General features: G+C 53.6%; 20 protein-coding genes and 3 pseudogenes. 8 read left to right on the forward strand and 15 right to left on the reverse strand.

The annotated features are described in order from the left end of the window. Nucleotides 1-11 precede the first annotated feature (11 nt). A complete protein-coding gene (gene pdxB, locus SBG_RS11050) occupies nucleotides 12-1148 on the reverse strand; it encodes a 4-phosphoerythronate dehydrogenase PdxB (protein WP_000699172.1) in 1137 nt (378 codons plus the stop codon). Nucleotides 1149-1251: 103 nt separating this feature from the next. Here pdxB and flk point away from each other — a divergent pair, with 103 nt between their 5' ends. After that, entirely contained in the window at nucleotides 1252-2253 is a 1002-nt protein-coding gene (gene flk, locus SBG_RS11055; protein ID WP_000553387.1) for a flagella biosynthesis regulator Flk, read from the forward strand. On the opposite strand, the gene SBG_RS11060 is transcribed toward flk, so the two are convergent. Together SBG_RS11060 and SBG_RS23170 are read right to left on the reverse strand one after the other, a co-directional pair. After that, nucleotides 2250-3428 (reverse strand): MFS transporter, encoded by a 1179-nt coding sequence (locus tag SBG_RS11060; RefSeq protein ID WP_000123009.1) that lies wholly within the window; start codon nucleotides 3426-3428, stop codon nucleotides 2250-2252. The genes flk and SBG_RS11060 overlap by 4 nt on opposite strands. 179 nt (nucleotides 3429-3607) lie before the next feature. After that, a pseudogene (locus tag SBG_RS23170) lies at nucleotides 3608-3859 on the reverse strand (hypothetical protein); the annotation flags it as partial. A gap of 206 nt (nucleotides 3860-4065) precedes the next feature. Between SBG_RS23170 and SBG_RS11070 the strand changes: the two are divergent. Next, a pseudogene (locus SBG_RS11070) lies at nucleotides 4066-4338 on the forward strand (CHAP domain-containing protein); the annotation flags it as partial. After that, a pseudogene (locus SBG_RS21840) lies at nucleotides 4338-4573 on the forward strand (DUF3828 domain-containing protein); the annotation flags it as partial. The pseudogenes SBG_RS11070 and SBG_RS21840, both read left to right, overlap by 1 nt. Before the next feature lie 69 nt (nucleotides 4574-4642). Here SBG_RS21840 and fabB read toward each other — a convergent pair. Beyond that, nucleotides 4643-5863 carry a beta-ketoacyl-ACP synthase I gene (fabB, locus tag SBG_RS11080; RefSeq protein WP_000817157.1) on the reverse strand — a complete coding sequence of 407 codons (1221 nt, stop codon included), beginning with the start codon at nucleotides 5861-5863 and terminating at the stop codon, nucleotides 4643-4645. 158 nt (nucleotides 5864-6021) lie between these two features. Between fabB and mnmC the strand changes: the two genes are divergently transcribed. Next, nucleotides 6022-8022 carry a bifunctional tRNA (5-methylaminomethyl-2-thiouridine)(34)-methyltransferase MnmD/FAD-dependent 5-carboxymethylaminomethyl-2-thiouridine(34) oxidoreductase MnmC gene (mnmC, locus tag SBG_RS11085; RefSeq protein WP_000816106.1) on the forward strand — a complete coding sequence of 667 codons (2001 nt, stop codon included), beginning with the start codon at nucleotides 6022-6024 and terminating at the stop codon, nucleotides 8020-8022. A gap of 47 nt (nucleotides 8023-8069) precedes the next feature. Here mnmC and SBG_RS11090 read toward each other — a convergent pair whose 3' ends face one another. Genes SBG_RS11090 through prmB form a run of 6 tightly spaced genes read right to left on the reverse strand, consistent with a single transcriptional unit; the run spans nucleotide 8070 to nucleotide 12617 of the window. Next, entirely contained in the window at nucleotides 8070-8345 is a 276-nt protein-coding gene (locus SBG_RS11090) for a YfcL family protein (protein WP_000559752.1), read from the reverse strand. Between the two features lie 32 nt (nucleotides 8346-8377). Further along, nucleotides 8378-8926 (reverse strand): elongation factor P hydroxylase, encoded by a 549-nt coding sequence (locus SBG_RS11095; protein ID WP_001066343.1) that lies wholly within the window; start codon nucleotides 8924-8926, stop codon nucleotides 8378-8380. Then, complete coding sequence (locus tag SBG_RS11100) at nucleotides 8926-9735, reverse strand: sulfite exporter TauE/SafE family protein (protein ID WP_000368533.1); 810 nt, start codon at nucleotides 9733-9735, stop codon at nucleotides 8926-8928. Before SBG_RS11100 ends, SBG_RS11095 begins: the two co-directional genes overlap by 1 nt. Further along, nucleotides 9735-10559: a penicillin-insensitive murein endopeptidase gene (gene mepA, locus SBG_RS11105; protein WP_000753846.1), complete on the reverse strand. Its 825-nt coding sequence runs from the start codon at nucleotides 10557-10559 to the stop codon at nucleotides 9735-9737. Before mepA ends, SBG_RS11100 begins: the two co-directional genes overlap by 1 nt. A gap of 3 nt (nucleotides 10560-10562) precedes the next feature. After that, entirely contained in the window at nucleotides 10563-11648 is a 1086-nt protein-coding gene (gene aroC, locus SBG_RS11110; RefSeq protein WP_000918459.1) for a chorismate synthase, read from the reverse strand. Nucleotides 11649-11684: 36 nt separating this feature from the next. After that, nucleotides 11685-12617: a 50S ribosomal protein L3 N(5)-glutamine methyltransferase gene (prmB, locus tag SBG_RS11115; RefSeq protein ID WP_015702944.1), complete on the reverse strand. Its 933-nt coding sequence runs from the start codon at nucleotides 12615-12617 to the stop codon at nucleotides 11685-11687. Nucleotides 12618-12782: 165 nt separating this feature from the next. On the opposite strand from prmB, the gene smrB reads away from it, so the two are divergent. Both smrB and SBG_RS23350 read left to right on the forward strand, forming a co-directional pair. Next, a complete protein-coding gene (gene smrB / locus SBG_RS11120; protein ID WP_000725942.1) occupies nucleotides 12783-13334 on the forward strand; it encodes an endonuclease SmrB in 552 nt (183 codons plus the stop codon). After that, on the forward strand, nucleotides 13310-13438 hold the full coding sequence (locus SBG_RS23350) for a hypothetical protein (protein ID WP_020844842.1): 129 nt from the start codon (nucleotides 13310-13312) through the stop codon (nucleotides 13436-13438). The genes smrB and SBG_RS23350 overlap by 25 nt, the downstream gene beginning before the upstream one ends. Here SBG_RS23350 and sixA read toward each other — a convergent pair. The 4 genes from sixA to SBG_RS11140 form a co-directional block, all read right to left on the reverse strand. Beyond that, nucleotides 13435-13920, reverse strand: a complete 486-nt coding sequence (gene sixA, locus SBG_RS11125) for a phosphohistidine phosphatase SixA (protein WP_001195804.1) — start codon at nucleotides 13918-13920, stop codon at nucleotides 13435-13437. The two genes, SBG_RS23350 and sixA, sit on opposite strands and share 4 nt — an antisense overlap. A 208-nt stretch (nucleotides 13921-14128) precedes the next feature. Further along, on the reverse strand, nucleotides 14129-16276 hold the full coding sequence (gene fadJ, locus SBG_RS11130; protein ID WP_000211154.1) for a fatty acid oxidation complex subunit alpha FadJ: 2148 nt from the start codon (nucleotides 16274-16276) through the stop codon (nucleotides 14129-14131). Beyond that, the gene (gene fadI, locus SBG_RS11135; protein ID WP_001248138.1) at nucleotides 16276-17586 is read right to left on the reverse strand and encodes an acetyl-CoA C-acyltransferase FadI; all 1311 of its coding nucleotides are present in this window, start codon (nucleotides 17584-17586) and stop codon (nucleotides 16276-16278) included. The genes fadJ and fadI overlap by 1 nt, the downstream gene beginning before the upstream one ends. A 175-nt stretch (nucleotides 17587-17761) precedes the next feature. Next, nucleotides 17762-18046, reverse strand: coding sequence for a YfcZ/YiiS family protein (locus tag SBG_RS11140; protein ID WP_000030905.1), 285 nt, complete (start codon nucleotides 18044-18046; stop codon nucleotides 17762-17764). A 370-nt stretch (nucleotides 18047-18416) separates the two neighbouring features. Between SBG_RS11140 and fadL the strand changes: the two genes are divergently transcribed. After that, entirely contained in the window at nucleotides 18417-19724 is a 1308-nt protein-coding gene (gene fadL, locus SBG_RS11145) for a long-chain fatty acid transporter FadL (RefSeq protein ID WP_001664355.1), read from the forward strand. A gap of 56 nt (nucleotides 19725-19780) precedes the next feature. Here fadL and mlaA read toward each other — a convergent pair whose 3' ends face one another. Further along, nucleotides 19781-20536: a phospholipid-binding lipoprotein MlaA gene (gene mlaA / locus SBG_RS11150; RefSeq protein ID WP_000776792.1), complete on the reverse strand. Its 756-nt coding sequence runs from the start codon at nucleotides 20534-20536 to the stop codon at nucleotides 19781-19783. Nucleotides 20537-20825: 289 nt separating this feature from the next. On the opposite strand from mlaA, the gene SBG_RS11155 reads away from it, so the two are divergent. Continuing rightward, on the forward strand, nucleotides 20826-21767 hold the full coding sequence (locus tag SBG_RS11155; RefSeq protein WP_000377762.1) for a formate/nitrite transporter family protein: 942 nt from the start codon (nucleotides 20826-20828) through the stop codon (nucleotides 21765-21767). The last annotated feature ends 58 nt before the right edge of the window (nucleotides 21768-21825 follow it).

A 21825-nucleotide genomic window follows, 5' to 3' on the forward strand; every position in this document is an offset into this window, starting at 1 on the left:
TAAAAAAGAGATTAACGAGCCGGGTGATGGACTGCGTTAAAACCGAGCTTTTGCAATAAAGCGGCTGCGCTGGCATCATCGCACATGACATACAGCGACGACCATTCGCGGCGCTCAAGATAGTTTTTACGCAACTTATCGAACTCGCCCGGTATTCCGGCGACCTTGCGCAGCGGCGCATCGTCGCGGCGCACATCATACACCAAATGCACCAGTCTTTTCAGCGTCGCTTGATCCAGCGGACCGTGGAGGGTGATACGGCCAAACTCAGGCGCTGGCAGTAACGTCTCAAGCGCGACACTCTGCTCGCGACCGATAAACGCGCTGTATGCCTCAAAGACCTGTGTAGTGCCACGCGCTTTGCCTTCCAGCGTATAGCCGGCAATATGCGATGTGCCAATATCCACGGCTTCCAGCAAAGCGACGTTAAGATCCGGTTCGCCCTCCCACACATCAAGCACCACACTAAGCGACTGCCCGGCATTAAGTCGCGCCAGCAACGCGGCGTTATCCACCACCGGGCCGCGGCAGGCGTTAATGAGGATAGCACCAGGTTTCAGCCGGCGGATCAACGTCTCATCGGCCAGATGCAGCGTTTTGTACGGGCCGTCTTTATAGAGCGGCGTGTGGAAAGTCAGGACATCCGCCTGCACCACCACCTCATCCAGCGTGCGAAAATCGCCCTCGTCCCCGCGATCGGCGCGTGGAGGATCGCACAGCAACGTACGGATACCCAATGCCTCAAGCCTCGCCTGCAGACGGCTTCCGACGTTACCCACGCCGATAATCCCAACGGTCCGATCGCGCAACGAAAAACTGTCACGCTCAGCCAGCATCAACAGCGCAGAAAACACATACTCCACCACCGCGATGGCATTACAGCCGGGCGCGGCTGAAAAACCGATTCCCGCCTGCTTTAACCATGCCTCATCCACATGATCGGTGCCTGCCGTAGCAGTACCGACGAAGTTAATCGGCTTGCCGCTCAGCAGCGATTCATTCACTTTCGTCACCGAACGCACCATTAACGCATCGGCATGATTCAATTCTTCAACGGGGATCGGACGCCCCGGCACCGCTTTAACCTCGCCCAGGCGGCTAAATAATTCGCGGGCATAAGGCATATTTTCATCAACGAGAATTTTCACGGCTGTCGTACCTGTTTGAGAACGAGAGTTAACCGGGCAAGTGTGCCATAATCTGGCCGCCAGGCATACATTGCTCAGATTTATGGTTAAAGGATAATTAATTATGCATCCCATCTCCGGCGCCCCCGCCCAGCCTCCAGGCGAAGGGCAAACTCCTCTTTCCACTGTGGGCGAGCAGCCGCTTTCCATGCAACAGCGTACGGTGCTGGAAAGACTGATCACGCGCCTGATTTCCCTGACCCAGCAACAAAGCGCGGAGGTGTGGGCCGGAATGAAACACGACCTGGGAATAAAAAATGATGCGCCGCTACTGTCGCGCCATTTCCCTGCCGCGGAGCAGAACCTCGCCCGGCGTCTGGGTGTAGCGCAGCAAAATCACGCGAACCGTCAGGTGCTCTCGCAACTCACAGAACTGCTTGGCGTAGGGAATAATCGTCAGGCCGTCAGCGATTTTATTCGTCAGCAATACGGTCAAACCGCCCTTAGTCAACTTACGCCCGACCAACTCAAAAATGTGCTGACGCTGCTGCAACAGGGACAGCTTTCCATTCCGCAGCCACAGCAACGTCCGGCAACGGACCGGCCATTACTGCCTGCTGAACACAATACGTTAAATCAGTTGGTGACGAAGCTGGCAGCTGCGACTGGCGAGTCAAGCAAACTTATCTGGCAATCGATGCTGGAGCTTTCCGGCGTGAAAAGCGGCGAACTGATTCCGGCAAAACAGTTTACGCACCTGGTGACATGGCTACAGGCGCGGCAGACGCTGTCGCTACAGCATACCCCCACTCTGCATACCCTTCAGGCTGCGTTAAAACAGCCACTTGAGCCGGACGAGTTCACGGCGATCAAAGAGTATGCGCTGCACACTTATCAAATTCAGCCGCAAACGGTGCTGACCACCGCTCAGGTACAGGATTTACTTAACCATATATTCCTGCGTCGCGTAGAGCGCGAAACCAATGCGCTGGAGCCGCTCTCTATACAGCCCATCTATCGCCCATTCGCACCGATGATAGAAACCGTGAAGAGCCTGTCAGCGCGGCCTGGCCTGCTGTTTATCGCGCTGATGATTGTGCTGGCGCTTTTCTGGCTGGTGTCTTAGCCGCGCCGGAAGGATAAAAGCGTCACCAGAATGCCCGCTACAGCGGAAATGGCTCCCGCGAGGAAGACGGAAGGATAGCCGCATGAGGTGGCCAGCATACCCGCCAGCGGGCCGGTCACGCCGTAGGAGATGTCCTGAAACGCGGCGTAACCGCCGAGCGCCGTGCCGCGAACCTGGGAAGGGACGCGCTTTACCACCTCTACGCCCAGCGCCGGGAAAATCAATGAACACCCGGCCCCGGTCAACGCCGCGCCTGACAGCGCTATCCAGGCGGTCGGCGCCAGCCACAAGAGCAGCAGCCCTGTCATCTCAACCAGTAAAGAGATAATTGCCACCTTTACACCGCCATAGCGGTCCGGCATCCAGCCAAACAGCACGCGTATCAGTACAAACGCGCCGCCAAAGGCCGTCAACGTAAAGCCCGCCATCGCCCAACCGTTACTGGCAAAATAAAGTGAAATAAAGGTGCCGATAACAGCAAACCCAACGCCCTGTAGCGCCAGACCCAGCCCGGGCTGCCAGATAAGCCCGACAACACTCCACAGTGATGGCCGCTCACCTGCATGAGCGGGCACTTTGCGCACCGTACCGTTAAAGGCCCATGCCAGCAACGGCAACGCCATGGTTGTTCCCGCCAGAGCAGCAAAACCGAAATGACTGTGAATCAATAATCCCAGCGGTGCTCCGGCGGCCAGCGCACCGTATATCGCCATTCCGTTCCACGACATCACCTTCCCGGAGCGTGCCGGCCCCACCAGCCCCAGCCCCCAGGTTAATGTGCCGGTCAGTAACTGACTTTCGCCGAAGCCGAGAATTAAACGCCCGATAATAAGTAACGCGAATTTTACCGGCGCGGAAACCGGCAATAGCGCAGCCAACAGCCAGGCGGCGCCCGCCAGCCCACAGGCAAGCATTCCCTGTAGCGCCGATCGTTTAGCGCCATATTGATCCGCCAGCCGTCCGGCATAGCCGCGCGTCAATACCGTCGCCAAAAACTGAATGCCCACGGCGATCCCAACCATCGTATTGCTATAGCCCAGTTCGTGATGGACAAAAAGCGGAATGACCGGTAACGGCAGGCCGACCGTCATATAAGTCAGAAAAACCGCAAAGGCGATGCGAAAAAGCGAAACATTCGCTGGCGAGCTGTTGGGTGTTTGGCTTGCTGCTGTCATGCATTACTCCAGAATGCAGAGTAAGGCGGGGAAATGCCACGCCCCCTCTACCTGAATGTCAGGGTTAAGGTGCGTTGGATAACGTTAAACGCGTACGCATTATCAGAAGGATAATGTAGAGCGTGAAGTCTGCCTGTGAGACGCGAAACTTGTCAACCCCGGAATTACAGGCCGTGGTATCAATAGGGCGACTTATCATCAAACAGAAAAGGGAAAACGGCTTTCATCCCTTTGACTTTAAACAATCCGGTCATTTGCTGACGCTGTTCTGGCATGAGTAGCCTGAACATCATATGCCAGATATCTCCAGGCTCTGCTTCCTGTGCAGACGCCACTTCTGTCTCTGACGGTTCCCCGTTTTCGCTCAGGTAATGACGGACATAGAGAGGGAAAACAGAGACAGGGAACTCCCCGGCCTTCGCGTTATGCCGATATACAGATGAAAAATGATGCTAACAGGGATAAGTAATCTTTAACTCTGAATAAATCAGCCTTAATTTATCAATCTCATTAATTAATAAATAATGTAGTTAATTTTATTGAGAATAGTAATAGCACTAGCTGTCATGCCCCTCAAACAAAAGACTGTTAAAGCAGTACGTAATTATTATTACGTGGTTTATTAACAGGAGCCATTATGAGCCGGGACAAAAGGACGGCCATTAATTATGCCAAAGCACACGCGGGCTCACATTCTCAAGGACGGTGTGCGGAGTTCACCCGAAAAGCAATTCAGGCGGACGGTATCACGCTGGGGCATACCTGGCATGACAAAGATTATGGCCCCATGTTAAGAAGCGCCGGATTCACCGCTATTGGCATCTATGAAACGCCGCGAGAGGGAGATGTGATCATTATTCAACCTTACGCTGGTGGAAACCCGAGCGGTCACATGGCGATATACGATGGTTACGGGTTGGAAAAGCGCGCCCTTTTCTCGGGGGCGAAAAAGTAGAGGTCCAACTGGGGACGGCGTCGACGCCCATTCGCCTGGAGGTTTATACGCGTCGGGAAGAGGGAGCTGGAAAATTTACCGCGTTCGGGATGCAGGCAATCGTTATGAACAGCCGATTTATGATGCAGGCGCAATTACTCAGGCAAAGGTCTGGTCAGCGAAAATCGCGCCAGAATATGAGAAGCATTAAAAAAGGGAACCAACAGGCTCCCTCGTAGATTAATCGGGTAATTATACCGCTATCCCGCGATATATCGCTTTACGCTTTTAGCTTACGCATGACCAGCGTCGCGTTAGTGCCGCCGAAACCGAAGCTGTTAGACATTACCGTGGTCAGTTCACGCTCGGTCGTTTCGGTTACGATATTCAAACCAACGGCCTGTTCATCCATCTCTTCAATGTTAATGCTCGGTGCGATAAAACCATGCTCCAGCATCAGCAGAGAATAGATAGCTTCCTGCACGCCTGCCGCGCCCAGCGAATGGCCAGTCATGGCCTTGGTCGCGGAGATGGCCGGGCTCTTATCACCAAACACTTCACGGATAGCACCCAGTTCTTTTACATCGCCTACTGGTGTGGACGTACCGTGGGAGTTGAGGTAATCGATCGGCGTATCAACGCCGTGCATGGCCATTTGCATACAGCGAACCGCGCCTTCGCCTGACGGAGCAACCATATCGGCGCCGTCAGACGTCGCACCATAGCCGACGATTTCCGCATAGATATGCGCACCGCGTGCCAGAGCGTGCTCCAGCTCTTCGACAACCACCATACCGCCACCGCCTGCAATCACAAACCCATCGCGGTGCGCATCATAGGTACGGGACGCTTTTTCAGGCGTATCGTTATATTTTGTGGACAGCGCGCCCATCGCGTCGAACTCACAGGCCATTTCCCAGCACAGCTCTTCGCCGCCGCCAGCAAAAACAATATCCTGCTTACCCAGTTGGATCTGCTCAACCGCATTGCCGATACAGTGTGCGGAGGTCGCGCAAGCGGAGCTAATGGAATAGTTCACACCATAAATTTTAAACGGCGTTGCGAGGCAGGCGGAAACACCGGATGCCATTGCTTTCGTAACCACGTAAGGTCCCACGGCTTTCAGACCACGCGGGCTACGCATGGCGTCTGCGCCAAAGACCTGGAATTTCGGGGAGCCGCCGCCGGAACCTGCAATCAGGCCGACACGCGGGTTATTCTGATAGACTTCCGGCGCCAGACCGGCGTCAGCCACTGCCTGCTCCATAGACAGATAAGCATAAATGGATGCGTCACTCATAAAGCGCACAACTTTGCGGTCAATGAGCCCAGTGGTATCCAGTTTTACGTTGCCCCATACCTGGCTACGCATGCCGGCGTCCTTCAGCTCCTGAGAGAAAGTGATCCCTGAACGTCCTTCACGCAGAGATGCCAGGACTTCCTGCTGGTTATTACCGATGCTGGAAACGATGCCCAGGCCAGTAATCACTGCACGTTTCATTCAATACCTCTGTAATTCGCACTATTTTAAGTTTCGATTGGCACAATAGCGTACACTTGTACGCCGAACAAGTCCGATCAGCCATTTAGTACGGAAATTTGCGCCGTCAGGCACACATCGTTAAGATCGCGATACCGCCTGTCAGACGAGTAACTTACGTGAAACAATACGCCATACAACCCGCCACACTCGAATTTAACGCTGAGGGTACACCTGTTTCCCGAGATTTTGATGATGTCTATTTTTCTAATGACAATGGACTCGAAGAGACACGCTACGTTTTTCTTGGCGGCAATCGTCTTGCGGAGCGATTTCCCGTACATTCACATCCATTATTTATAGTCGCGGAAAGCGGTTTTGGCACCGGGCTCAACTTCCTGACGCTGTGGCAGGCATTTGATAGCTTTCGGTCTGAGCATCCGCAGGCGACACTGCAAAGGCTGCATTTCGTCAGCTTTGAGAAATTTCCGTTAACGCGCGAGGACCTGGCGCTGGCGCACCAACACTGGCCGGAGCTCACCCCCTGGGCGGAGCAGTTACAGGCACAATGGCCGCAGCCGCTCCCAGGATGTCATCGGTTATTGTTAGATCAGGGCCGGGTGACGCTGGATTTATGGTTTGGCGATATTAATGAACTGATCGGCCAACTGGACGCCACGTTGAATCAGAAAGTAGATGCCTGGTTTCTCGACGGTTTCGCTCCGGCGAAAAACCCGGACATGTGGACGCAAAACCTGTTTAACGCGATGGCGCGACTGGCCCGGCCCGGCGCAACACTGGCGACGTTCACCTCGGCGGGTTTTGTACGCAGGGGATTACAGGAAGCTGGTTTTACCATGCAAAAACGCAAGGGCTTCGGGCGTAAACGCGAAATGCTTTGCGGCATGATGCAACACCCCCTCACGCCAACGCTTTCCACCCCCTGGTTTTACCGTAGCGGGAGCGAAAAACGTGAAACAGCAATCGTTGGCGGCGGCATCGCCAGCGCGCTGTTATCACTGGCGTTACTGCGTCGCGGCTGGCAGGTGACGCTTTATTGCGCGGACGACAACCCCGCCGGGGGCGCTTCCGGTAATCGGCAAGGTGCGCTTTATCCGCTCCTTAGCAAACATGACGCTGCTATTAATCGCTTTTTCCCGACCGCGTTCACTTTTGCCCGCCGACTGTATGACGTCCTGCCCGTCTCTTTTGATCATGACTGGTGCGGCGTGACGCAACTTGGATGGGATGAGAAAAGCCAGCAGAAAATTGCTCAGATGCTTTCACTGGCGCTACCCGATGGACTGGCCTCGGCGCTCAACGCCGAAGAGGTGGAACAGGCGGTTGGCGTTACCACACACTGCGGCGGTATTACCTATCCGGCAGGCGGCTGGCTGTGTCCGGCACAATTAACCCGCGCCGTCCTCGCCCTGGCGACCGAACAGGGTTTACAAACGCGCTTTCGGTATACGCTCACGTCTCTCGTTACGCAGGAGTCGCACTGGCAACTTCACTTTGCGTCAGGCGAAACGGCCAGCCATGATACCGTGGTTCTGGCGAATGGCCATCAGATTAACCGTTTTGATCAAACCCGGTCATTGCCGGTTTATGCGGTCAGCGGTCAGGTCAGTCATATTCCCACCACGCCCGCTCTCTCCGCGTTGCGTCAGGTATTGTGCTATGACGGCTATCTCACGCCGCAGAATCCCCATAATCATCAGCATTGCATTGGCGCCAGCTATCATCGGGGGGACGAAAGCGCCATCTGGCGTGCAGAAGATCAATACCAAAACCGACAGCGTCTGCTTGATTGTTTTCCGGATGCTGACTGGGCCAAAGAGGTTGACGTCAGCGATAACAGCGCCCGCTGCGGCGTGCGCTGCGCCACTCGCGATCATCTGCCGATGGTGGGGAATGTCCCGGATTACCAGGCTACGCTGACGCACTACGCCGATTTAGCAAATCATAAAACCTCGGCGGCGCCTGCTCCGGTATATGACGGGTTATTTATGCTCGGCGCGCTGGGATCACGTGGTTTGTGCTCGGCGCCATTATGTGCAGAGATTCTGGCGGCACAGATGAGCAATGAACCTATTCCTCTGGATGCCAGTACGCTGGCGGCGTTAAATCCCAATCGGTTATGGGTGAGGAAGCTACTGAAGGGTAAAATGGTGAAATAAGAGGGTAATGGCGGAAGGCGGCGAACGTCGCCTTCCGGCTTGCGGCATTATTGTTTTGCCCTGGCAAACAAATTGTCCCACATCGCTTTAACTAACGCCTGGTCGCGCGGCGACAGCTCGCCGGCGCCGATCGCTTTTTCCAGGCTTTGGCTCACATTGGCATAGACCGCCTCAACAGAGTGGTCATCAACGCTTTCCAGCTCGGCAATGGCTAACGTCAGGTGGCCACGCAGGTATCCACTGGCAAAAAGCTCATCATCACTGGCGTGCTCTACCATATCGTCAATTAATGCCAGAATGCGTGATTCAAACTCCGCGATCATCTTCTTTCCTCATTGTAAACGTGGCTCTGGCTTCAGTTGAGTGCTTCCGGCCACGGGAACTGTTCCGCCTTAAGTTCGGGCGTGTGATAATAATTCTGTAGCGCTTTGATGAAGCGGGCCGGGCGTTCAGGAATGCCCTGCTCCAGATACGCCATTACCTGCGCATGAACCCGGCGCTGAAACGCCACACGATCGGGCTCGAAATCCCCTTCCAGATTGTCGCAACTGACGTTAAAGGGATACCCCGCCGCCACGCAAAATAGCCAGTCTAGCGCCTGCGGCTTCACCTCAACATCTTCAAACCGACTCTGGGTCTGCGCATCGCGGCCATCCGGGCAATACCAGTAACCAAAGTCGACCAGCTCACGCCGCGCTTTTCCGGCGATACACCAGTGCGATATCTCATGAATCGCACTGGCATAAAAGCCATGAGCAAAGACAATGCGGTGATACGGCACCTGCGCGTCAGCAGGAAGATAGATCGGTTCGTCGTCGCCTTTAATCAGACGGGTATTAAATTCTTCAGCAAAGCAGCCGTTAAAAATCTCAATTAACTGTTCGTAGTGATGCGTATTGTTCATCAATTCATCCCCAACCAGTGGAGGATCTCCTGTCCGTGGCTATCATAAAGTAATTTAGCGCTCATCACCGCCGAGACAACGACAATCATCGGTCTGATGAGTTTTTGGCCTTTACTCAGTACCAGACGCGACCCCATTCGCGCCCCCAGAAACTGACCAACCAGCATCACGAAACCCGTCGCCCAGATCACTTTACCGCCGATAATGAATAACAGCAGGCCGCCAACGTTAGATGTAGCGTTAAGCACTTTGGCATGTGCCGTGGATTTCGCCAGGTTATAGCCACACAAGGTGACAAACGCCAGCGCGTAAAACGACCCGGCGGCAGGGCCGAAAAAGCCGTCGTAAAATCCGACGCATCCTCCGGCAATCAATGCGAAAGGTAATCCATACAGGCGGCGCTGGCGATCTTCCTCACCCAATTTCGGCATCAATAAAAAATAGAGGCCGATGCAAATCACCAGTATGGGCAGGATCTGGCGCAAAATATCCGCCTGAACGTGCTGCACCAGCAGCGCACCGCTCATCGAACCAATGAAAGTCATCAGGATATTGAGTTTTTGTTCGGCCAGGTTCACCACTTTGCGGCGAATAAAGTAGAGCGAAGATGAAAGGGAACCACCGCACGCCTGTAATTTATTGGTCGCCAGCGCGTTTGCCGGCGACATTCCGGCGGCCATCAGCGCAGGAATGGTAAGCAACCCTCCGCCCCCGGCGATAGAATCGATAAATCCTGCCAACACGGCGACAAAAAATAGCACAACCAGCAGCAGCGGGGAGACCATAAACAGATCAAGAAAATTGTCCATCAGAGTACATGCTCGTCCAGTAGCGCCTGACAGGAAGGCGGCAACGGCGGCGGTGTCTTCTTCTCAGGCTTTGTGGCGCCAGGTTTTGGTGGTTCGAACCAGCTTTGCAGTTCAGCGCCGCATCCATCACCTGGCGGGGGTAAAGGTTGATCTTCGCACTCCAGGCTATCGGCAGGACAGCGTAAACGCACATGCATATGTGCACGATGCTGGAACCAGGGGCGCACTTTGCGTAGCCAGTCGCGATCGCTTCCGGCATCAAGACAAAGCTGCTGTTTAATGGCAGGGTTGACGAAAATACGCGTAACGTCATTGTCCTCCGCCGCCAGTTTAATCAGACTGGCGATATCCGGCGACCAGCGAGACAGCACGACATGTTTACCATCACGGGACACCAGATCTAACGCCTGTGGGCGCAATAGCTGCGCCTGGCTCCAGCGCGTTTTCGGCAACTGCAAGAAAATATCCACATCCAGCCCGGTCTGATGACTGGCGTGCCCACCATTAAAACGGCCTCCGGCAGGCATCCCCATATCACCTATCAGGACGGTTCCAAGCCCCCGTTGATGCGCCTGATGGCTCAAGCGCTGGATAAACATCACTAAATCCGGGTGACCGAAATAACGGCGTTGATCGGTGCGCATCACCTGATAAGTGTCGGACTGTACCGGCAGCGTGTCGGCACCGATGATACATCCGTTGGCAAAGCTACCGATAGACTGCGCGCTACCGGGAACAGGATGGGTTATTTTCTGCCACGGCGTTGCCGCCAGGCTGGCGCTACTGACAAGCCATGCCAGCAGCGCAATCGTGGTTTTTTTCATCTCTTACCAGCGTGGAATCTCTGTCTTTACGTCCGCATTCTGTGCCCGATGGCGCAGCAGGTGATCCATCAGTACGATGGCCATCATGGCTTCTGCGATCGGTACCGCGCGGATCCCCACACATGGATCGTGACGCCCTTTGGTGATCATCTCGACTTCTTCACCCATCCGGTTAATCGTACGACCCGGCACGGTAATGCTGGACGTAGGTTTTAGCGCCATATGCGCTACAATATGTTGCCCACTACTGATGCCACCGAGGATGCCGCCCGCGTGGTTGCTCTGAAAACCCTGCGCCGTAATCTCATCACGATTCTGGCTGCCGCGTAGCGCCACCACGTTAAATCCTTCGCCGATCTCCACGCCTTTCACCGCATTGATACTCATCAACGCATGAGCGATATCCGCATCCAGCCGATCAAATACCGGCTCACCAAGCCCTGCCGGCACGCCGCTCGCCACCACCGTCACTTTCGCGCCAATAGAATCGCCCTCTTTTTTCAGCGCGCGCATCAGTTCGTCCAGCGCGTCGAGTTTATCCGGATCGGGACAAAAGAACGGATTAAGCTCAACCTGTTGCCAGTCTTTCATCTCCAGCGGAATGTCGCCCATCTGAGTCAGGCAGCCACGGACGTCGATACCACACTTTTTCGCCAGGTATTTTTTGGCGATCGCCCCCGCCGCTACGCGCATGGCGGTTTCACGTGCGGAAGAACGCCCGCCGCCGCGGTAATCGCGCAGGCCGTATTTCTGCTCATAGGTGTAATCCGCGTGCCCCGGACGAAAAACATCCTTAATCGCGCTATAGTCCTGCGAGCGTTGATCGGTATTTTCAATCAGCAAGCCAATGCTGGTACCGGTCGTTACGCCGTCAAACACGCCGGAAAGAATTTTTACCTGGTCCGGTTCGCGACGCTGGGTAGTATAGCGCGAGGTGCCGGGGCGACGTCTGTCGAGATCGTGCTGCAGATCGGCCTCTGTCAAAGGGATGCCCGGCGGTACGCCATCGACGATACACCCAAGCGCCAGCCCGTGTGATTCGCCGAAAGTCGTTACGCGAAAGAGTTGTCCAATTGTGTTTCCTGCCATCACGGCTCCGTTATCGTTGTTGTCGGTTTGCGTGTTTTAATCTTTATAAATGCTGAAATGTTCATGGGCCGCAAGTAACTGCGCTTTGGTCAACATAAAGACGCCATCGCCGCCGTTGTCAAATTCCAGCCAGGTGAACGGTACATCCGGATACTGCTCCATCAGATGTACCATGCTGTTTCCGACTTCACAAATCAGAACGCCGTCATCGGACAGATAATCTGGCGCGTTCCCCAGAATACGGCGGGTTAGTTTAAGACCATCACTCCCCGACGCCAGTCCCAACTCAGGTTCGTGGCGATATTCGTTCGGCAGATCGGACATATCTTCCGCGTCGACATAAGGCGGGTTAGTGACGATAAGGTCATACTGGACTTTCGGCAGATCACGGAACAGATCGGAGCGGATTGGCGTCACATGATGGATAAGACCGTGTTCTTCGATGTTATGTTCGGCAACGGCCAGCGCATCCGGCGAAATATCTACCGCATCTACCTCCGCATCCGGGAAGGCATAAGCACAGGCAATGGCGATACAACCGCTGCCGGTACACATATCCAGAACATATTTCGGCGGTTGATTAATAAGCCCGGCAAAGTGGTTATTAATAAGCTCGCCAATAGGCGAACGCGGCACCAGGACCCGCTCATCAACATAAAACTCATGGCCGCAGAACCAGGCTTTATTGGTCAGGTAAGCTACCGGGATACGATCGTTGATGCGACGAATAACCCGTTCGACAATACGATGTTTCTCGCTGGATGTCAGACGCGCGGTCCGCATATCTTCCGGAATATCCAGCGGCAAATAAAGAGACGGCAGCACCAGTTGCACCGCTTCATCCCACGGGTTATCGGTGCCATGTCCATACCAGATATTCGCCGCGCTAAAACGGCTTACCGCCCAGCGCAACATGTCCTGAATGGTATGCAGTTCATTCACTGCTTCATCGACGAAAATTTTATCCACGTATTCCTCCAGGCCATGCTCGCATTAAATTCGGCGGCTAGTTTGCCACGAAGACAGGGATAAATCAGCATTGACGCGGCGGGAGAATACGAAAAATCCGTTTTAGCCGTTCGGATATCCTCCGGGTCGGGTAAACTAAGGCAAAAAATCAGACGAGACACCCGAATGAAAAAGAAAGCATCGCTCAGCGAGGAGGATCAGGCGCTGTTCCGTCAGCTGATGGCTGGCACCCGACAGATTAAACAGGACACTATCGTCCATCGACCACAGCGCAAAAAAATCACGGAAGTGCCTGCCCGAAGGTTAATTCAGGAACAGGCGGACGCCAGCCACTATTTTTCCGATGAGTTCCAGCCGCTGTTAAATACAGAAGGGCCGGTAAAATATGTCCGTGAAGATGTCAGCCATTTTGAGCTAAAAAAAATGCGCCGCGGCGACTATTCGCCGGAGCTGTTTCTTGATTTGCACGGTTTAACGCAGATCCAGGCTAAGCAGGAACTGGGGGCGCTGATTGCCGCCTGCCGCCGGGAGCATATTTTCTGCGCCTGCGTCATGCATGGACACGGTAAACATATCCTGAAACAGCAGACACCATTATGGCTGGCGCAGCATCCGCATGTAATGGCTTTTCATCAGGCGCCAAAAGAGTACGGCGGCGACGCCGCGCTGCTGGTGTTGATTGAAGTAGAAGAGTGGCAACCACCCGAATTGCCCTGATGCGAGGTTGCCAGATGGCGGCGCAAGCGCTTTATCCGGCCTACGAAACATACAACGTTATCGCAGGCCTGATAAGCGAAGCGCCATCCGGCAGCAAAGATTAAATGGCTTTCGCCATTTTCAGATTGCAGGGGCTCATTTGCCAGTTGAATGTCCCTTTGCCACTTTCATCAAGCGTGACGTTAGCAATCGCGGACGTTGTGAACATTGGCGGCGTTTCGCCCGGACAAAGCTCAGATACCAGATATCCAACCAGGGGTAAGTGAGAGATCACCAGTACTGCGCCGATCTCTTCATTGGCCAGTGCCTGAAGATAGGCGCTGACCAGACCAACATCGCCGCAGGGGGTCAGCTCCGGCAGGACATCCACCTGAGCCGGCAGATTCATACAATCGCCGACCACATCTAATGTCTGTTCAGCCCGAAGAAACGGACTCACCAGAACACGTTCGATATCCACTTTTTGACCTTTCAGCCAGTTCGCCATCAGGCGAGACTCGTCACAACCACATGAGGTTAAGGGACGAACCGAATCACTGGCGGCATCGAGGGCTGCGTCGCCGTGACGCATGATAAAAACTTGCATATTGCACCGCTTTTGTTAACCAGTTTCACCAGCACGCTTACCACATACCCCTATTGGTTGCGGCAAAAATGCGGTGGCCGGCATTGTGCCTTATCCATTCACCGAATGAAACGCTGTTTTTTACCTCAATGGCGTAAGTATAGTCAATCCTTGATTATTATTTCGCCATTAAAGAAGCATTCAGTGCGGATTCATACTTTCTTTGACCTCATTTTCTCTGGTCAGTTTCCTCATTCGTCCAGAAATACTCCCTGCGCTCCGCCATGCGCACCAGTTGCTCACACGGCGCGTACCGGGGCCCGTATAACGTAGCCAGGCGCCGCAACGCCGCCACTACTTCACCCGCGCCAAGCGTATCCATATAACGGAACGGGCCGCCAAGAAACGGCGGAAAACCAATACCAAATACAGCGCCGATATCACCATCGCGCGCACTGCGAATCACCCTTTCGTCGAAACAGCGTGCCGCTTCATTGAGCATTAACATGACACAGCGCTCCGCCACCTGCTGTGCAGATAGTCGACTCTGCCCTTGCACGTTAATAAGCTTATAAATAGCAGGGTCAACCTGTTTTTTGCTTTTACGCCCTTTTTTGCCATAAAGATAGAAACCGCGACCATTTTTTCTACCTTTGCGATCGTCATTCAAAATTGAAGCAACAACATTTGCAGGCGCGCTAAAACGTTCTCCATACGCCGCCTCAAGCACAGGAATAATTTTAGTGCCCGTGTCGATTCCTACCTCATCCAAAAGTTGGATTGGCCCGACCGGAAAACCAAATTTTACCAGCGCGGTATCAATATGTTCGATACGTTCCCCTTCGGTGAGCATACGAATCGCCTCGTTGATGTACGGCGCCAATATTCGGTTAACATAAAAACCGGCTTTATCACTGACGACTATCGGGGTTTTACCCTGTTTTTTCGCCAGTTGAACGGTCGTAGCGATCGTCTGCGCGGAAGTAGACGCGTGGGGAATGACCTCAACCAGCGGCATTTTTTCAACCGGGCTAAAAAAGTGCAGTCCAATCACCTGCTGCGGTCTGGCCGCGTTTGCCGCAATATCGCTAATCGGCAAGGAAGACGTATTGGAGGCGAAAATAGTGTGAGGGGCGCAATGTTGTTCCACTTCCGCCACCATCTGTTGTTTTAACGCCAGATCTTCAAATACCGCTTCAATTACCACGTCGCGATGACTAAAACCGCGATAATCGGTCGAGCCTGAAATCAATGACAGTTGTTTATCACGTTGACTGGCTTTGATATGGCGTCGGCGTACTTTAGTTTCAAGTTGATCCCAGCTGTACTTCAGTGCATGGTTGATTCCCTTAGCATTTATATCCTTAATGCGTACTGGCAAGCCGCCTTTACAGGCGGTGACCCAGGCGATACCGCCGCCCATTAATCCGCCGCCCAATATGCCTACGCTATGCAGCGGGCCGGGCGGCGCATCGCTACCGGGATCTTTTTTCACCTGGGTGCTGGCAAAGAAAATAGCGCGCAGCGCCTGCGATTGAGGCGTCATCGCCAGCTCGCCGAAAGCGCGGGCTTCCGCGTCATAACCACTACTGCTTCCCTGCGCCAGTCCGGTTTCAATCACGTCAATGATTCGTTCTGTTGCAGGATAATTACCCTGCGTTTTTTGCGCTGTCTTTTTACGCACCAGGCGAAATAGCAGCGCGCGCCCCAACGGGCCCGCCAGGATACGCTCGCGTACGGGTAATCTCCGCTGCGCCAGACGTTCTTTTTTAGCCAGCTCAACCGCCGCTTCCAGTAAAATGGACTGTGGTACCACGTCATCAACCAGCCCGGTCTTCAGCGCCTGTCTGGCACGAAGCTGCTTCCCCGTCAGGATCATATCCAACGCGGTACTGATCCCCACCAGCCGTGGAAGTCGTTGCGTTCCCCCTGATCCGGGTAAAAGCCCTAACTGCACTTCCGGCAGGCCGAGAACGGTTTTAGCATCATCTGTACAGATACGCCGGTGACAGGCCAGCGCCATTTCGAGTCCGCCCCCCAGACAGGCTCCGTGAATGGCGGCGATGACCGGAACAGGCAATGCCTGAATCTCCGCCATCAGTTGCTGCCCTTGACGCGCCAGCGTTTCCGCCTCTTGCGCGCTTTGACAGGCATCTATCATGTTGATATCGGCACCAGCAATAAAGTTATCCGCCTTAGCCGAGATAAAAACGACGCCTTGTAACGTTTTATTTTCCCGGATCTGCTTCAGAAGGGCACGTACCTGAGCGGCAAACTCCGTTTTCAGGGTGTTCATCTTTTCCCCAGGGACATCTATAGCGACAACCGCGACATTATCCGGGCGCACGTTAAGCGTAAAAGCTGATGGAGTAGTCATTATTCCGCCTCCAGAACCATTGCCGCGCCAAGCCCACCAGCCGCGCAGGCCGTTACCAGGCCAAAACCGCCTCCCCGACGCCGTAATTCATGCAAGGTTTGAGTTATCATCCGCGCGCCCGTTGCGGCAAAAGGATGCCCATAGGCGATCGAGCCGCCGAGCACGTTGAATTTATTGTCATCTACCTCCCCGGTCGCATGTGCGCGCCCAAGCACGTCGCGGGCAAATCGCTCGCTGCCAAGCAGTTGCAAATTCGCCAGAGTCTGCGCAGCAAATGCTTCGTGCATATCAAAAAGCGTTAGATCGGCCATCGTCAGTCCGGCCCGTTCCAGCGCCAGCGGCGTTGACCAGGCCGGCCCCAACAGCATATCCTGCCAGACATCAATGGCAGTAAACGCATAACTGCGAAGATAGCCCAGCGGACGTAGCTCCAGCTCTTTGGCGCGCGATTCAGTCATCAGGATAACGGCAGCAGCGCCGTCGGTCAGCGGCGTACTATTGGCGGCCGTCACGGAACCATGTTTTCTGTCAAAAGCGGGACGTAGTTTGGCGTAGTCTGCCAGCGTGGAATTGCCGCGAATGTTGTTGTCTTCTGAAAAGGGATTTTTATACGGTGGCGCATAGGTCGTCATCACCTCTTCCGCCAGTTTGCCCTCCGCCCATGCCTGCGCGGCGCGCTGATGTGAACGATGCGCCAGCGCGTCCTGCTGCTCACGCGTAATACCATACGTTTTCGCCATCTGTTCGGCGGTATCGCCCATGCGCAAACCGGTAGAATATTCGGCAACAGCGGGAGGAACCGGCAACAGATCACGTAAGCGCAGGCGAGAGAAAAGCGTTAGCCGTTGACGAATCGTACGGGCTTTATTGACATCCACCAATACGCGCGCCAGGGTTTTACTCACGCCTATCGGCAGCACCGACGACGAGTCCGCGCCGCCGGCGATACCCGCGCGTATCGTGCCAGCCATCAGGCTTTCCGCCACATTCGCTACCGCCTGAAAACTGGTGGCGCAGGCGCGGCTTACGCTATAGGCATCGGTATGAACGTTCATCCCCGTACCCAGTACAATTTCACGCGCAATATTGGGCGCCTCCGGCATTTGTACAACCTGGCCGAAAACCAGTTGCTCGATCGTATCAGCGGGAATTTCACTACGCGCCAGCAACTCGCCGACGACCATCTTACCGAGATCAACCGCGGGAATACCATGAAATGCCGTCGCCTGCCGGGCAAAGGGGGTTCGCAATCCACTGACAATAGCAATGCGGTCGCCCTGACGGGTAACCAACGGTAAAGCCTGACGCATAGTACTCCCCTGTAAAAAAATATTTAGTGGTCTGACCTGATCACAGTCTTAACCAATTTTTTACATTTAGCCAAGCAGAGAGAAAAGAAAGTGGGAGCTATGGCACAGTGAAGGGAAGCGATAAAAAAGAAAACGCCCCCGCCAGACAATGACGGAGGCGTTGTGAATAAATGAATTAACGCAGACCAAGCTGGAAGATAAGCGTTTCTGCTTCACAAGCGAAAACAAAGTCAATATCCAGACGAACGCCACCAGACTCCTCAGTAAAGGTTGGCGTAATTTGGCAAGGTTCGGACTCCACGCTACGCGCTTTTTCCGTTAACGCCGCCAGCGTCTCTTCAGCTTCTGCGCGGGTAGCGAATACGCGGCTGTATGACGCGGTGCAATCGGAGTTGTCCATGATGGTTCCAACGTCCATACAGCAGCAAACCGGGGTTTCATCAGCACTGCATTTACTCATTGTAGATTTCCTCTGTATTTGCACCCAGGGTGCCAGATAAACGATGAGGGTATTTTACGCTCCCGGCATTCGCCTCTCCAGTCGTTAATGGTGGGAAACGCGTTAAGTGACCGAAATCACACTTAAAAATGATCTAAAACAAAAATCACGCGATCGGGTGACCGTTAAGCCCACCGATTTTGCCAACCAGATCTCGTTTCTAAGATCACAATTGAAAAAACTTATAAACATACTTGCAACATTCTAGCTGGTCAGACCTATACTCTCGCCACTGGTCTGATTTCTAAGTCGTACCGCAGACCCTACACTTCGCGCTCCTGTTACAGCATGTAACATAGTTTGTATAAAAATAATCAATGAGGTTATGGTCATGAGCCAGAAAACCCTGTTTACAAAGTCTGCTCTCGCAGTCGCAGTGGCAATCATCTCCACCCAGGCCTGGTCTGCAGGCTTTCAGTTAAACGAATTTTCTTCCTCTGGCCTTGGCCGGGCCTATTCGGGTGAAGGCGCAATCGCAGATGATGCGGGTAACGTTAGCCGCAACCCGGCGTTAATTACGATGTTTGACCGCCCGACATTTTCAGCGGGCGCGGTTTATATAGATCCTGATGTCAATATTAGCGGGACATCGCCATCTCGCCGGACGCTGGATGCAGATAATATCGCACCGACGGCATGGGTGCCGAACGTTCACTTTGTCGCCCCGATTAACGATCAGTTTGGCTGGGGGGCTTCGATTACCTCCAATTATGGTCTGGCGACAGAGTTTAACGACACATACGCAGGCGGCTCGGTTGGCGGTACGACCGATCTTCAAACCATGAACCTGAATTTAAGCGGCGCTTATCGCTTAAATGAGGCCTGGAGCTTCGGCCTCGGCTTTGATGCGGTATACGCGCGCGCGAAAATCGAACGTTATGCGGGCGATTTAGGCCAGTTGGTCGCGGCACAGAATCCGGCGCTGGCGCCCGTCGCCAGTCAGATTACCAGCGATACCAAAATCGCCCACCTGAACGGTAACCAGTGGGGCTTTGGCTGGAATGCCGGTATCCTTTATGAGCTGGATAAAAATAACCGCTACGCTCTGACCTATCGCTCGGAAGTCAAAATTGACTTTAAAGGTAATTACAGCAGCGATCTTCCCATCGGCATTAACCGATATAACCTGCCCATCCCAACGGCAACCGGCGGCGCGACGCAGTCGGGCTACCTGACACTAAACCTGCCGGAAATGTGGGAAGTGTCCGGTTATAACCGCGTGGCGCCGCAATGGGCCATCCACTATAGCCTGGCCTATACCAGCTGGAGTCAGTTCCAGGAATTGAAGGCAAAATCGACCGCAGGCGATACGCTCTTCGAGAAGCATGAAGGCTTTAAAGATGCTTACCGCATTGCGTTAGGGACCACCTATTACTACGATGATAACTGGACGTTCCGTACCGGTATCGCCTTCGATGACAGCCCGGTTCCGGCGCAAAACCGTTCTATCTCTATTCCCGATCAGGACCGTTTCTGGCTGAGCGCCGGTACGACTTACGCCTTTAATAAAGATGCGTCTGTCGACGTTGGGGTCTCTTATATGCATGGTCAGAGCGTGAAAATTAATGAAGGCCCCTATCAGTTTGAATCTGAAGGGAAGGCATGGCTGTTTGGGACTAACTTCAACTACGCGTTCTAATTCCTTCTTTGAAGGGATCAAAAAGGTGAGCATTGCGCTCACCTTTTTATTATCGTTTATTCAGAGTCGATTTCTTTGAGCTCGTCCTGAATCGCCTGCGCGTTCGGATTTTCCTGCGGCTTAAGTTTTCCGCCACTGGCAATAAAATCATGACGCTGGAAGTACGCCTCGCGCACCATAATATAAGGATCGGAAGACTGACGAAGGAGGCCGTCGGAATCCAGCAACTGCGCGCGGGTTTCTATCCCTTCGATAGTCCATTTCCCCACAGACATCGGCCAGGTCAGCCATGAGAGCACCGGATACAAGGTATCCACCATATCCCCACCATCTTCACGCAGCGTGAAACTGCCGTAGAACGGAAGTTGCACATAAGGTCCATAACCCACGCCATAATGGCCCAACGTACTGCCAAAACGATGCGGTTCAACGCGCTGCAGTTTCGGATTCGCCATTCCTGCTACATCAATAAAGCCGCCCATCCCTAATAAGGTATTGAGGAAGAAACGGGTGAAATGGACCATGCCCTGATAAGGATCGCCCTGCAGGAAATAGTTCACCATGATCGCAGGTTCTTCGAGGTTGCCGGTGAAATTGCTTAAACCGTTGCGTGCAGGCTGTGGAACATAATCACGCCAGGCAACGGCGACCGGCCGAACAACATACGGGTCCAGCACATTAAAGTTGAAGTTATACATGGTGCGGTTAAACCCTTCTAGCGGGTCTGAACGCCCCTGCTGTTCTGTACCGGAACTTGCACACCCGACCAGCAATGTGGTTCCCAGCGCCAGCGCCGACAGGCGAAGCTTCATAGATGTCTCCCTGTGAATTATGGCTATCGCTGATTGCCATCCATGACGGAACGCTACCGTATCCGCCTGTTTAGGTGTGAGCGATTTTAACAGCACGTCAAACGATGTCTATATGCGTGATCTCATTGCTCTGAGCATAGCCTGGTAACGCCAACAGCGTGACGGTGTCATTCTAACGAAACAGATAAAAACGGGCGTGATTATTTTTATTTTTTCGGAGAATGACCCCGCCTGGGTAAATCAAAAGCCGCTACGCTTTATCAATATATGTTAATCACAAGAGAGCATCATGGATAGCCTTAACGACGACAAAATTCACCAACACAGCAGCGATCTGGAAGTAGAAAGTGAAGAAAAACAAAGTGGAAAAAAAATAGAGGTGGATGAAGATCGTCTCCCCTCCCGCGCCATGGCGATTCATGAACATATTCGCCAGGATGGTGAAAAAGAGATGGAACGCGATGCGATGGCCTTGCTCTGGTCAGCCATTGCCGCAGGCCTTTCGATGGGGGCGTCACTGCTGGCAAAAGGGATTTTTCACGTGCAGCTTGAAGGCGTTCCCGGCGGTTTTTTGCTGGAAAATCTCGGTTACACCTTTGGCTTTATTATTGTCATCATGGCCCGCCAGCAATTATTTACTGAAAATACCGTTACCGCTGTACTTCCGGTAATGCAAAATCCCACACTGAGTAATATTGGATTGCTGATGCGCTTATGGGGTGTGGTCCTGTTAGGCAACCTGATTGGTACCGGGATTGCGGCCTGGGCGTTTGAATATATGCCCATATTTAATGAGGAAACCCGCGACGCCTTCGTCAAAATTGGTATGGAGGTCATGAAAAATAGCCCAACGGAGATGTTTGCTAACGCAATTATTTCAGGCTGGATCATCGCAACCATGGTGTGGATGTTTCCTGCTGCAGGCGGAGCAAAGATTGTGGTCATTATTTTGATGACCTGGCTTATCGCATTAGGCGATACCACCCATATCGTCGTAGGATCTGTTGAAATTTTGTATCTGGTTTTCAACGGCACGCTGCCCTGGAGCGACTTTCTCTGGCCCTTCGCCCTTCCCACACTTGCCGGAAATATCTGCGGCGGCACTTTTATTTTCGCCTTGATGAGCCACGCGCAGATCCGCAACGATATGAGCAATAAGCGTAAGGAAGAAGCGAGGCGGCGCGGTGAACGCCTGGAGCAGGAACGGAAAAAAGCGGAAAAGCAGGGCTGAGTGGCGACGGTTTAACCAGTCAGGTGGTGCCAGACTTACTCCGGGAAACAAAAAACGC

The sequence above is a fragment of the Salmonella bongori NCTC 12419 genome, from assembly GCF_000252995.1.
Taxonomy (GTDB): Bacteria; Pseudomonadota; Gammaproteobacteria; order Enterobacterales; family Enterobacteriaceae; genus Salmonella; species Salmonella bongori.

What these genes read in the sequence shown, in the direction of transcription:
- SBG_RS11100 (WP_000368533.1), bottom strand. Translation starts at nt 9,735, where the DNA reads ATGGACAATTTTCTTGATCTGTTTATGGTCTCCCCGCTGCTGCTGGTT.
- sixA (WP_001195804.1), bottom strand. Translation starts at nt 13,920, where the DNA reads ATGCAAGTTTTTATCATGCGTCACGGCGACGCAGCCCTCGATGCCGCC.
- SBG_RS11140 (WP_000030905.1), bottom strand. Translation starts at nt 18,046, where the DNA reads ATGAGTAAATGCAGTGCTGATGAAACCCCGGTTTGCTGCTGTATGGAC.
- fadL (WP_001664355.1), top strand. Translation starts at nt 18,417, where the DNA reads ATGAGCCAGAAAACCCTGTTTACAAAGTCTGCTCTCGCAGTCGCAGTG.
- fadI (WP_001248138.1), bottom strand. Translation starts at nt 17,586, where the DNA reads ATGCGTCAGGCTTTACCGTTGGTTACCCGTCAGGGCGACCGCATTGCT.
- mlaA (WP_000776792.1), bottom strand. Translation starts at nt 20,536, where the DNA reads ATGAAGCTTCGCCTGTCGGCGCTGGCGCTGGGAACCACATTGCTGGTC.
- fabB (WP_000817157.1), bottom strand. Translation starts at nt 5,863, where the DNA reads ATGAAACGTGCAGTGATTACTGGCCTGGGCATCGTTTCCAGCATCGGT.
- smrB (WP_000725942.1), top strand. Translation starts at nt 12,783, where the DNA reads ATGAAAAAGAAAGCATCGCTCAGCGAGGAGGATCAGGCGCTGTTCCGT.
- SBG_RS11095 (WP_001066343.1), bottom strand. Translation starts at nt 8,926, where the DNA reads ATGAACAATACGCATCACTACGAACAGTTAATTGAGATTTTTAACGGC.
- flk (WP_000553387.1), top strand. Translation starts at nt 1,252, where the DNA reads ATGCATCCCATCTCCGGCGCCCCCGCCCAGCCTCCAGGCGAAGGGCAA.
- fadJ (WP_000211154.1), bottom strand. Translation starts at nt 16,276, where the DNA reads ATGACTACTCCATCAGCTTTTACGCTTAACGTGCGCCCGGATAATGTC.
- aroC (WP_000918459.1), bottom strand. Translation starts at nt 11,648, where the DNA reads ATGGCAGGAAACACAATTGGACAACTCTTTCGCGTAACGACTTTCGGC.
- SBG_RS11155 (WP_000377762.1), top strand. Translation starts at nt 20,826, where the DNA reads ATGGATAGCCTTAACGACGACAAAATTCACCAACACAGCAGCGATCTG.
- SBG_RS11090 (WP_000559752.1), bottom strand. Translation starts at nt 8,345, where the DNA reads ATGATCGCGGAGTTTGAATCACGCATTCTGGCATTAATTGACGATATG.
- SBG_RS11060 (WP_000123009.1), bottom strand. Translation starts at nt 3,428, where the DNA reads ATGACAGCAGCAAGCCAAACACCCAACAGCTCGCCAGCGAATGTTTCG.
- mepA (WP_000753846.1), bottom strand. Translation starts at nt 10,559, where the DNA reads ATGAAAAAAACCACGATTGCGCTGCTGGCATGGCTTGTCAGTAGCGCC.